We start from the raw sequence: 11,903 nt of genomic DNA, 5'->3' as shown, positions 1-11,903 counted from the left end.
CATGCCCCGGTCGTCCGTACGGCCGGTGGGGCGCGGCGAAGGAGGGCCCGCCGTGGACGGGCACGGCGGGCCCTTCCGGTCACTTGGCGGTGTTGTCGACCTCCAGAACGAGCCGCGCGAGCTCGAAGCGGTCGAGGTTGGGCGCGTACGCCGTGGCGTTGCCGAGGACGAGCGCCCCGGAGGCGGTCGTGAGGGTGAGCGGCGTCGCCTGGGACCAGAAGTTGTCCCACGCGTAGTTGTGCCGGAACACGCCGCGCGTCGTCGCCCCGCCCTTCTCGGTGATGTCGAGGAACCGGCTGATGACGTCGGTGTTGTAGGGGTGCCCGGTGTTCCTGTCGGCGTTGGCGTAGTGCGCCACGAGCACGTACTCGCCGGGGCCGAAACCGCCGGGCCGGGTGAGGGTGAGCGTGTTGCCCGCGCCGTTGCCGATGTCGCCCACATAGGTGCCCGCGGAGGCGTTCGAGCCGCTCGTGGCCGGGACGGTGACCACGCGGGCCGTTCCGGCGCGCTGCGCCTGCTCGGCCTCGACGCGGTGGACCGCCGCGTCCGCCTCCGCGGCCCTGACCGTGGTCAGGCCGCGCAGCCGCAGGCCGGCCGGGCCGCCCACCTCGACCACCGAGACGCCGGCCGGGAGATACACCCGGGCCCGGGAGGCCGCCTCACCGGGGCGCGTCGCCCGCACACCGTCGATCCGTCGTCCGTCGACGCGGACATCGAGGTCGCCGGCTCCGGCCGCCTTGTAGGAGAAGGTCAGGTCGTAGTAGCCGTCCTCGCTCACCGCGGCGAAGAACGTGGCGCGGGCGCCGCCGCCGAGGGTGACGGCGGCGCCCTTGCCCTCGCGGGTGATGCCCGCGCCGCCGGACAGCCGGGCCTCGTCGGCCGGGTACGCCGCCCGCTCGGGACCGGTGACCTCGGTGAGGTCGAACCTGTCCAGCGTGATGTCGCTGCCCGGCAGCAGGGTCGTGCCGTCGGCGCTGGTGCGCAGGGACAGCTCGTGGGTGCCGGCGGTCAGCTCGACCTCCACGTCGGTGCGGCCGCGGTAGGTCCAGCCGAGGTCGGCCGAGTACTGCACGACCTGGTCGAGCTTCCCGTCCACGAACAGCGCGTGCCTGCCGGGGGCCTTGTTCGCGCCCTGGAAGACGCCCAGGCGGTAGCGGCCGTCACGCGGCACGGTGACCGGGAACGTGACGGCGGAGCCTGCCTTGTTCATGGAGCCGACGTCCCGCTTGCCGGAGGTCGCGTAGAGCTGCGGGTCCGCGGTGGTGTCCTGGTTGTACGCCTGGGCCGAGGTGAGCGTGGCCGACTCCGCCTCGACCGAGACGCTCCACGGCGCGTCGGTCGCGGGCGCGCCGCCGCTCGACGGGACGATCGTGACCCGGTAGGCGGCCATCACGTCGCCGCCCGGGAGGTCCACCCGCAGCGTGCCGCCGCGCAGGGTGGTCCGGGTGGCCGCGACGACCGGCGGCTGCACGGCGTCGCCCTCGTAGCCGGACCAGGTCGTCTTGGACACGACGACGTCGACCTGCGTGCCGAAGACCGCGGAGTCGAGCCCGGAGAGGTCGAGCCGGACCGGCGCGGCGCCGCCGCCGACCAGGATCGTGCCCCGGCGTACGGAGGGGTCGACGGCCGCGACGGCCTGGACCGTGTCGGGGACGTCCGGCTGCGGCGGGGTGACCTTCACCGTCTGCCCGGTCAGGTCCGCGTACCACTTGAGCAGCCACCACGCGCCGTTGGCCTGGCGGGTGCGCACGGCGTGGTCGGAGAGGTTGCCGGCGTAGGTCCAGAACGCCATGTCGGCGTCGACCTTGGTGTCCTCGAACATGGTGATCCACTGGACCATCTGGCCGGGGACGGACATGTCGCGCCGGTTGCCGTACTCGTCGATGTTGATCGGCAGCGGGCCGATGCCGAGGTCGCGCTCCATCTGCCGGTAGTTCGCATAGTGGTCCCGATAGGCGGCGAGGCTGCCGCGCGACAGTTCGTGCCAGGCCATGATGTCCGGCAGGCAGCTCTTCCCGCCGCAGGTGTCGTCCCTGGCCCAGGTGAGGAAGTCGCGCAGGCGGCCGGGGTTGTAGGCGGCCTCGTTCGGCCCGACGATGCGGGCGCCGGGGTCGATCGAGCGGATGCGCTCGACGACGGCCTTCCAGTCGCTGAAGAACTTCTGCTTCATCGTGGACCAGTTCTGGTACCAGATGCCGTCGGGCTCGTTGAACGGCACCCAGACGAACCTGCCCTTGTCCCGTGGGCGCTCCGTGACGACCTTGCGCACCATCGCGTCGACCTTCGCGAGGTAGTCGTCGATGCCGAGGTTCTCGTAGGGCCACTTGCTGTAGACGTCCTGCATGTAGACGACGATCTCCTCGCCGCCCGCGGCGAAGAAGCCATCCGCGATCTTGAGCGCGTCGCCGTTGGGGTGCTGGTCGCCGTCCGGGGCCTTCTGGGCGACCGTACGCGGCCGGGCGCCGGCGACGAGGGGATCTCCCGGGACGCCCGGGTCGGACAGGCCGTACAGCATGCCGGTCGCGCCGCCGTGGACCGGACCGGTGCGCTGCCCGAAGTCCACCTGGACGACGTCGGCGGCGGTGTCCGCGCCGGCCGGGCCGGCGAGCGGCCCGGCGGTCAGGGTGGCCGCGGCGAGGGCCGCGGTCACGGCCGTCACACGGGCACGCCGGGATGACCTTTGTCGGTGCATGGGTGTCCTCTCCTGTCACCGGGACGCGCGAGCGCCCCGGAGGGGGGTGGTACGGCGGGCTCGACGGGCACCGCCGGGATCGGAGGTGAAAAGGGCGCCGCGGTCGTTACTTCACGGCGCCGCTGGTGATGCCGGAGATGATCTTTCGCTGGGCGACGGCGAAGACCACGACGAGCGGCAGGCTCATGAGGATGACGTAGGCGAAGATGAGGTGCCAGTTGTTGAGGTAGAGCCCGGCGCCGGCGACGCGGAAGAGGTTGAGCGGCAGGGTGTCGAGGCGGCCGCCGACCACGAAGAAGGCGTAGAAGACGTCGTTCCAGACGTAGAGGCAGACGAGGATCGTGGCGGTGGCCAGGACCGGCCGCAGCAGGGGCAGGACGACGTGGAAGAAGACGCGCACGGGCCCCGCGCCGTCGATCTGGGCGGCCTCCTCCAACGAGGTGGGGATGGTGCGGACGAAGCCGGTGACGAAGAAGATGACGGTGGACATGTAGATGCCCATGTAGACGCCGATCATCCCGACGGCGCTGCCCGCCAGGCCGAGCTGGCGCAGCAGCAGCACGACCGTGACCACCGCGGGGGGCAGGATGATGCCGCTGATGGCGAGCGCGTACAGCACGGCGTTGAGCCGGGTGGCGCGCCGGGCGAGGATCCAGGACGCCATCGACCCGAAGATCAGGACGCCGATGACGGCGGGCACGACGACGAGGAGGCTGCCGAAGAACGCGGCGGGCACCTCGCCCTCGCTCCACACCTCGCCCAGGTTCTCCAGCAGGTGCCAGTGGGTGGGCGGGGTGAGGTCCGGGATGAGGGCCTCGCCCCGCGACTTGCCGGCGGTCGCCACGACGAGCCACAGCGGGATGCCGATGGTGACCAGTGCCAGCGCCGTGGCGGCGAACGGCTGCAGGCGGGTCGGGAACGAGGTGCCCCTGGCCACGGAGCCGGTCATGGAGGAGGCGTGCCGGCGGGCGGGGGAGTGCGGCGTCACAGGATCTCCTCGCGCTTGCGCAGGATGCGGATGACGGGGAAGGCCATGAGCGACACGAGCAGGAACAGCACCAGGCTCATGGTCGTGGCCTGGGCGAACAGGCCCTGCCCGAAGGTCCGGTAGATGAAGATGTTGAGGATCTCGGTCGTCCGCGCGGGACCGCCGCCGGTGGTGGCCTGCACGATGTCGAAGCCGTTCATGGAGCCGAGCAGGGCGGTGGCGACGTTGAACGTGATCGCGGGGGCGAGCAGCGGGAAGCGCAGGCGCCGGAACGCGTGCCACCGCGAGGCGCCGTCGATGCGGGACGCCTCCATGATCTCCTCGGGAATCGTCTTGAGCCCGGCCAGGTAGATGAGCATGGACAGGCCCATCCACTTCCACGCGTGGACCAGGGCCACCACGACGATCGTCCAGCGGGTGTCGCCCAGCCAGGCGTAGTCGATGTGCTGCCGGAAGATCTGGGACAGCAACTGGTCGAGGCTGCCCTCGGGCTTGAGCAGGGCCTGGAAGATGTAGCCGACGGCCAGGGCGGACATCAGCACCGGGATGAGGAAGAAGACCCGCAGCGTGCGGTTGACCCAGGTGTCGCGCTCCAGCAGGAGGGCCAGGCCCAGCCCGAAGAGGTTCTGGAAGACCGCCACGAGCACGGCGTAGACCACGGTGATGCGCAGCGCCGAGAACAGCGTGCCGCTGGAGGCGAGGTCGGCGAAGTTGTCGAACCCGACCGGCCTGATGGCGCTCTTGAAGCCCGACCAGTCGGTGAACGCGTACACGAAGTTGAACGCGGTCGGCAGGAAGAAGAACACCAGCAGGATCGCGAACGCCGGGGCCATGAACCACATCGGGTGGGTCCGGTCCGGCCTGCGGCGGGTGCGGCCGGCGGGACCGCGCGGGGCGGGCGGCGGCGCGAGCGGCCGGTCCGGGACGGGGGTGTCCGTGGCAGTCAGCATGGCATGTCCTCAGGTGCCGGGCGCGGAGACGGGGGCGAGCCGCGGCCTCCGCGCCCTGTCGATGGGCCTGTCGATGGGCGCGAGTCGCCGGGCGTCAGAAACCGGCCGCGCCGGCGGCCTTGGCGAGCTGGGCGAACTGCTCCTGGGTGGTGGAGGCCACCTGCTCGGGCGTCATGGTGCCGGTGATCATGTCGGCGAGGTTGATGTACAGGTCGGGGTTGGCCACGGCCAGGGCCTGCATGGAGCCGACGGCCTCGCCGAGGGAGTCGTGTACCTGCTGCAGCGCCTTGGGCACCGAGGCCGGGCTCGGCACGTCGGTCTCCAGCGAGACCGTGTTGCGGTCGGCGATGAAGTCCTTGTAGCCGGGGCCCATCCAGAACGACAGGAGCTGGCGCGCGGCGGCCTCGCGCTTGGCGTCGCCGGTCTTGAAGGCCACCAGGGCGTTGGACTGGTCGGGGATGAAGGTGCCGACGTTGCCGCTGGGGGAGATCGGGAAGAAGCCGATCCTCTTGTCGAGGGTGGCGGTGTCGGCGGTCGCCTGGAGCTGGCCGAAGAAGGAGTTGACCTGCACCACCATGGCGGCCTTGCCGTCGAGCAGGGCCTTGCCCTGGTCCTCGAACCTGGCGGTCTTGATGTCCTTGTTGAACAGTCCCTCGTCGATCAGCGACTTGTACTTCTTGATCGCGTCGAGCACGACCGGGCTGGAGAAGGTCTCCTGACCTTTGTTGATCTTGTCCCAGAGCCCGTCCTTGGCGGCGTCGGCGAGCTGGACCTGGACCCACCACTGGGTGGCCCACCGGTCGCCGGCCATCTCGTAGAAAGGGGTGACGCCCTTGGCCTTGAGCTTGCGGGCCAGCTCGACCATCTCGTCGAAGTTCTTCGGGGTCTCGGTGATCCCGTTGGCCTCGAAGACCTCCTTGTTGTAGTAGACGCCCTCGACGGCCGGGCTGGTGACCAGGGCGGCGTACCGCGTGCCGTTCAGGATGCCGGTGATGTCCTTGAGCTGGGGGGCGAGCTTGGACAGCCAGGGGGCCTGGTCCAGCGGCTGCAGGTTCGTCCTGGCGTTGATGGCCGTGAGCATGGACGCGGTCGGCTGCCAGAACGCCAGGTCGGGCTTGTCCCCGGTGGCGACCTTGGTCTGCACGCCCTGCTCGTACGGGTCGGGAATGGTGACGATCTCGACCTTCGCGCCCGTGGCCTTGCCGAACGCGTCGACGACCTGCTTGGGGACGGCGTTGCTGTTCTGCGCGGCCCAGATCGTCAGGGTGACGCCGTCGAGCCTGGCCGTCGGCTCGGCCCAGGTGGCGGCGGCCGCGTCGCCCGCGGCGCCGCCGGCGGTGTCCGCGGGGGAGTCCACAGAGGGGTCGCTGCAGGCCGCGGCGCCCGCGGCGAGCACGGCGACGACCGCGAGGGTCTGCCATTTCTTCATGGTTTCGATCTCTCTTCTGGGGGGTGCCCGGACCGCTGGCCCGGGATTTTAGAGCAGGAGGGATTAATAGGACGCGGATGATGAGACGGGTGAAACGCGAAGGATGCGGGCAGAATGGCCGGAAACCGGCTTGGTGAGGACGAGCCGGCCCGCCTCCCGGTCCCACTCCCCGTCCCAGGCGGGCAGGTGGCGGGGGTAGACGACCTCGACGCCGACCTGGCGCCCGGCGAGGTGCGGGAGGGACAGCGAGGCCGTCGCCCGCTCGTCCGCGCGGCACCAGACCCCCACGTACGTGTGGTCCGATGTGGTCAGGGCGAGGCTGAGCCAGGGGTCGTCCCAGCCCGGAAGCCCCAGCGGCCAGACGGGGACGGCCTCGGCCAGGTCGGAGCGGATGTCGCGGTAGGCGGCGACGGCCGCCCCGACCGCGTCGCGCTGCGCGCCGGTCATGGTGGGCAGGTGCCCCGACAGGTAGAGGCGGCCCAGCATGCCGGTGCACAGGCTGTAGGCGATCCGCTCGTCGTCCATGTCCGGCTGGGGGTAGGCCCAGCTCGCGGACTGCTCCGGCAGGACGGACAGGGGAGCGGCCACCGCGATCGGGGGATACCGCAGGGGGTCCTGCTGGTCGCTGGTGGACTGGAGCTGCATCCGCGACAGCAGGGCGTAGTCCATGCGCATCGCGCCGGAGGCGCAGTTCTCCAGGATCAGGTCAGGATGGCGGTCCAGCACCGCCTCCAGCCATGCCAGGTGGGCCCGGTTGCAGGCGAGCAGCCCCGCGCCCGGGCTCGCGGCGTCCACGTCGGTGCCCGCGCCGGGGTCGATGTTGTAGTCGAGCTTGAAGTAGCCCACACCGAGCTGCTCCACCAGCCGGTCGACGACCTCGTCGAGATGGGCCACGGCGGCCGGGTGGCGCAGGTCGAGGTGGTAGCGGCCGTGCTCCACGATCCTCGTGCCGCCCCGCTGCAGGAACGCCTCGGCGGGCAGCTTGTCGGCCATCGGGCTGCGTACGCCGATCACCTCGGGCTCCAGCCACAGGCCCGGGACCATGCCGCGCCCCCTGATGTGGGAGAGGACCTCCTCCATGCCCCGCGGGAACCGCGTCTGGGACGGCTGCCACTCGCCCACGCTGTCCCACCAGTCGCCGTCGTCGTCGTACCAGCCGGCGTCGATGCAGAACACCTCGGCGCCCGCGTCGGCGGCGGCGTCGATCAGCGGGATCAGCTTCGCGGTCGTCGGATCGCCCATGAGGGTGTTCATGTAGTCGTTGAAGACCACGGGCAGGCGGGCCCGGTCCGGATGAGGGCGCACCAGGGCGCGGCGGTGCGCGGTGAGCGCGGCCGCCGCGCCGTGAAGCCCATCGGAGGAGACGGCCAGCGACGCCGGAACCGTCGTGAACGACTCGCCGGGGGCGAGGACGGCGTGCCACTGGTGGTCGATGTCGGTGGGGCCGAGCAGCGCGACGTAGGCGCCGTCCCTGCGCTCGCCGATCTCCCACCGCCACGGGCCGTTGTGCTCGACCTGCCACAGCCACGCCCGGCCGGAGTCCGGGTCGAGCAGGCCCGCCGTGGGCAGGTGCTGCCCCGTCGACCAGGTGCCGGTGCTGGTGACCGCCAGTCGGCCCCGGCCGTCCTGGCCGTGCAGCGGCAGGTTGAGGTCCGCCATCTCCTCGCGCAGCGGCCGTACGCGCCAGCGGCTCTCGCCCAGCCACTCGCTGTCGGCGCGCACGACCTGGATGCCGCCGGCCGAGCCGGCCGGGAACCCGGCGGCGAACGAGGTCACGCCCAGCACGACCGCCTCCCCGGTGCCGCGGTTGGCGACCGTCGTCCAGGACCGTACGGCCGGCACGCCCTCGGCCGAGCGCAGGTGCGTGTGCGCCTCCAGGCCGGTCTGCTCGTCCCGCACGGTGACCCGCAGCTCGTGCCACTGCCCGTCGCGGACCTGCTCGGCCCCCACGTAGGTGAAACGGCGGCCGACGGCGGTGTCGGAGAAGCGGTGGGACGCCCGCGCCCGTCCCTGGCCGGCCAGCAGCACCTCCACGAGGGGCTGCGCGGGCGGCCTCGGTCCCGGGTCGCCCGTGCCCAGCTCGCGGATGCTCACCACACCGTCGGGTGATATGGCGATCACCACCCGCAGTGCCGAGTGCCCCCACACCAGGCTGGTCTCGGTGTGCCGTGAGTTCAACTGCGTCTCCTGACGATCGAGCCGGGTTCTCCGGAGGTCCTTGCGCGTGCGGGCCGTGACGGTGACCCTCGCGAGGAGACAGGCCGCGGGCGGCGGGCGAGCCCGGGGGCCGTCCCCTGCATGCGTGTGACCGGTCACATCCGCACGAATGCGAGTGTGACCGGTCACACGACCAAGGGGAAGAGCCCGTTACGTTGTTGTTAATAACATCCGGCAGCCGTCTCGGATCGCCCGTTGGGCGCCGCGGCCGCACGGCCTTTCACGGGCGGTCCGGGCGGATTTCACGGGCGGGCCGGGTGGCGCGGATGCGGCTCACCGGCGCGGGGGCGCCGTGGACTCGCGCACCACCAGCCGCGGCGGCGTCAGCGACACCGCGGGCTGGGGCTCCCCGGCGAGCTCGGCCAGCACCGCCGCCACCGTGGCGCGGCCCAGCCCGGCGAAGTCCATCTCCACCGTCGTGAGCGCCGGCGTCCAGTACTCCGAGCCGGGCACCCCGTCGAAGCCCACGATGCTCACGTCACCGGGCACGTCCTTGCCCGCCTCGAACAGCGCGCGGCGCACCGCGAGGGCGATGTCGTCGTTGCCGCACAGGATCGCGGTCACACCGGGGTCGGCCGCCAGGACCCTTCCCGCCTGGTACGCCGACCGCACGTCCCAGCCCGCCCGCACCACCGGCGGGACGGCGGCTCCGGCTTCGGCCAGCGCACGGCGCCAGCCCGCCTGACGTCCGCTGTGCTCCGACTCCGACGGAATCGCCACGTGGTGGACGGTCCGGTGTCCCAGGGCCAGCAGGTGCCGCGTCGCCTCGGCCGACGCCTGCTGCTCGTCCAGGCAGATCGCGGGCCGCGCCACCCCGAGTACACCCGGCTCCACGGCGGCCGCCGCGGGCAGGGACTCGGGGAGCGCACGCAGCACCGCGACGCCGGCCGCGTCGAACGCGATCACGATCACGCCCCCGGCGCTCGGATCGCTGACGTAGTCGGCGGCGTTGCGCACGTCGCCCTCGCGGTCCGACTCGACCACCCGCACCCCGACGGCCAGGCCCTCGACCCTGGCCGCCTCCTCGATGCCCTGCAGCGTGGAGGCGTACCCGTACAGCATGGTGTCGGAGGTGACCACCGTCACGCCCCGCGCCCGCCCCGTCCCCAGTGCCCGGGCCACCCGGTTGGGCCGGTACTGCAGCCGTTCGATGACCTCCATGACGGTCCGCCGCGTCTCGGCGCTCACCTTGGGCGAGGCGTTGAGCACCCGGGACACCGTCTGCCTGGACACGCCCGCCGCCGCCGCGACGTCCCGGATGCTCGGCACCGTCTCCCGGCCGGGACGCGGCGAGGGCACCTCAACAGGGGTTTCGTTCACGTCCCCATCGTGATCGGTCTGCCGAGCCGGGGTCAAAACGCCCTCCGGGCGGAGCGGTCGGGAGCCCCGGCCTCCCGCCGCCATGCGGGCCCGCGAGGCGGGGCTCGCCGTGGTAAGGGCGGGCGGCGGTCCTGACGACGGCCGCGAACGCCCTGTAGTCTCGGCGCGTGCGGCACGAGTCACCGGACGGCGGTGGGGGCCTGCGCCGGCATCTGCCGGACGGCGGGACCCGGCCCGGCCACCGGCTGCGGTTCGGCTCCGGAGCGGCGGGCATCGAGCGGCTGGAGGCGTCGCTCGTCGGCGAGGGGTTCGCCACGCACCGCCACGACACGTACGCGATCGGGATGACGCTGCGCGGCGTGCAGACGTTCCGCTACCGCGGTGAGCTGCGGCACTGCCTGCCGGGGGAATGGCACGTCCTGCACCCCGACGAGCCGCACGACGGCGTGGCGGGCACCGACGAGGGGTTCGGCTACCGGATCATCTACCTCGACCCCTCCCTCGTCCAGGAGGCGCTGGGCGGAGCGCCGCTGCCGTTCGTCGCCGACCCGGTGATCGGGCGGCGACAGGCCGACCCCGCGCTCGCCGCGTGCCTGCGGGACATCGACGAGCCGCTGGACGAGGTCGAACGGCTGACGCTCACGCTCCGGGTGGTCCGCACGCTCGTGCGGCACTCCTCCGTACGAAGCTCCTCTGAGGTCGGCTCCGCGCGGCCGGGTGGGCGGGCTCCGCTGGCGCTGGAGGCGCTGGCCCGCGTGCGCGACCTGATCGCCGATGACCCCACGGTGCGGCACACGCTCGCGGAGTTCGAGCAGGTCTCGGGCCTGGACCGGTGGACGGTCGCCCGGCAGTTCCGCGTCGCGTTCGGCACCAGCCCGACCCGCTTCCGCACGATGCGGCAACTCGACCTGGCCCGCCGGATGCTGCGCGAGGGCGTGCCCCTGGCCGGGGCGGCCCAGCTCGCCGGCTTCGCCGACCAGGCCCACATGTCGCGCATGTTCAAACGGGCGTACGGCCTCACCCCCGCCCGGTGGACCGCCGCGCTCGCGTGAAGACGACGCCGGACCGTCCGCGCACAGACGTCGCACCGTGCTCCGGCCGATCCCGCGCGTCCCTCCGGCGACGACGACCGGGCGAGAGGTCATCCGCGGGCGCCTTCCCCGGCTGTCCTGGCCTCGATCGCGTGGACGACGGCGGCCATGTCCAGATCGGCATGGCCCAGCGCGAGGGTCTCGCCGAACAGGGCGTGGCAGACGTCCAGCAGCGGCGAGGCGATGCCTGCCCGCCGCGCCGCCTCGGCGATGAGCCGGTTGTTCTTCAGCACGTCGGCGATGGCGGCCTGGGCGGCGAAGTCGCGCCCGGCCAGCTTGACCGCCTTCACCCGCGACACGTCGCTCGCCATCTGGCCCGAGTTGAGCACGTCGACGAGCAGCCCGATATCGAGGCCCTGGCGCTCGCCGAAGTGCAGCGACTCCGCGAGGCCGGTGACCGTGGTGATCAGGAAGATGTTGACCGCGAGCTTCATCAGCAGAGCCTTGGGCGCGGGCCCGCACACCACCGTCTTGGCGCACATCGGCTTCAGCAGCGGGCGCACCTCCTCCACGGCGTCCGCCCGGCCGGCCAGCATCGCCACCAGCCGCCCCTGCTCGGCGGGCACGCGGGAGCCGGAGATCGGCGCCTCGACGTAGCGGCCTCCGGCCGCGAGCACCTCGGCCTCGAGCCCGGCCGAGTAGACGGGGGAGGTCGTGCCCATGTGGACGACGACCCGGTCCGCGACGGTGCGGGCGAAGGCGGGCGTGCCGCGCTCCAGCACCGCGTCGATCGCGGCCTCGTCGGCCAGCATGAGGATCACCACCCGCGCCCGCCGGAACACCTCGGCCGCGCTGCCCGCCACCCGCGCGCCCGCGGCGCGCAGCGGTTCGCTCCTGGCGGCCGTGCGGTTCCACACCACGAGGGGGGTTCCCGCACGGGCCAGGTTGAGCGCCATGGGCTGCCCCATGATCCCGAGACCGACGAAACCCACGTCCATCCGCTCGCCTCCCCGCGCACGTCGCCGCGCCGCCGTCTCCGGGGCGACGCCGGGGACCGTTTTAGCCCATGGCGCGGTGGCGGTCTTGAACGATTGTGTACGCCCGGCGACGGCCGCGTGACGCGCGGGCGGGACCGCGCTACTCCTTGATTCGGTTGACGTGGCGCTTGGCGTCCGAAACTCCTTGCGCAGCTGTCGATCGTGGCTGACCCAACCACCGCCGCAGGCCCGGGGCCTGGCGCTTCGGCTCCCGGCGGAGCCGAAGCGCCAGGTCCTAG

At 72.4% G+C, this 11,903-nt stretch carries 8 protein-coding genes; 1 reads left to right on the top strand and 7 read right to left on the bottom strand.

The window, feature by feature from the left end; genetic code table 11:
• Positions 1–79: 79 nt before the first annotated feature.
• The 6 genes from Msi02_RS28805 to Msi02_RS28780 all read right to left on the bottom strand — a co-directional run bounded on the left by Msi02_RS28805 (position 80) and on the right by Msi02_RS28780 (position 9,596).
• Positions 80–2,659, bottom strand: a complete 2,580-nt coding sequence (locus Msi02_RS28805) for a CBM35 domain-containing protein (RefSeq protein WP_204051154.1) — start codon at positions 2,657–2,659, stop codon at positions 80–82.
• A gap of 139 nt (positions 2,660–2,798) precedes the next feature.
• Complete coding sequence (locus tag Msi02_RS28800; protein ID WP_204051153.1) at positions 2,799–3,680, bottom strand: carbohydrate ABC transporter permease; 882 nt, start codon at positions 3,678–3,680, stop codon at positions 2,799–2,801.
• Positions 3,677–4,630, bottom strand: a complete 954-nt coding sequence (locus tag Msi02_RS28795) for a carbohydrate ABC transporter permease (RefSeq protein ID WP_179155337.1) — start codon at positions 4,628–4,630, stop codon at positions 3,677–3,679. The genes Msi02_RS28800 and Msi02_RS28795 overlap by 4 nt, the downstream gene beginning before the upstream one ends.
• Before the next feature lie 94 nt (positions 4,631–4,724).
• Complete coding sequence (locus tag Msi02_RS28790; protein WP_204051152.1) at positions 4,725–6,059, bottom strand: ABC transporter substrate-binding protein; 1,335 nt, start codon at positions 6,057–6,059, stop codon at positions 4,725–4,727.
• 63 nt (positions 6,060–6,122) lie between these two features.
• Positions 6,123–8,237 (bottom strand): glycoside hydrolase family 36 protein, encoded by a 2,115-nt coding sequence (locus Msi02_RS28785; protein ID WP_204051151.1) that lies wholly within the window; start codon positions 8,235–8,237, stop codon positions 6,123–6,125.
• Between the two features lie 312 nt (positions 8,238–8,549).
• Entirely contained in the window at positions 8,550–9,596 is a 1,047-nt protein-coding gene (locus tag Msi02_RS28780) for a LacI family DNA-binding transcriptional regulator (protein ID WP_204051150.1), read from the bottom strand.
• A gap of 167 nt (positions 9,597–9,763) precedes the next feature.
• Between Msi02_RS28780 and Msi02_RS28775 the strand changes: the two genes are divergently transcribed.
• Complete coding sequence (locus Msi02_RS28775) at positions 9,764–10,648, top strand: AraC family transcriptional regulator (protein ID WP_239108787.1); 885 nt, start codon at positions 9,764–9,766, stop codon at positions 10,646–10,648.
• A gap of 89 nt (positions 10,649–10,737) precedes the next feature.
• On the opposite strand, the gene Msi02_RS28770 is transcribed toward Msi02_RS28775, so the two are convergent.
• Entirely contained in the window at positions 10,738–11,625 is an 888-nt protein-coding gene (locus Msi02_RS28770; protein ID WP_079317292.1) for an NAD(P)-dependent oxidoreductase, read from the bottom strand.
• Positions 11,626–11,903 lie beyond the last annotated feature (278 nt).

This window comes from Microbispora siamensis (assembly GCF_016863095.1).
Taxonomy (GTDB): domain Bacteria; phylum Actinomycetota; class Actinomycetes; order Streptosporangiales; family Streptosporangiaceae; genus Microbispora; species Microbispora siamensis.
The sequence above is the reverse complement of the archived record's forward strand: the minus strand, read 5'-3'. Positions and strand labels throughout refer to the sequence as shown.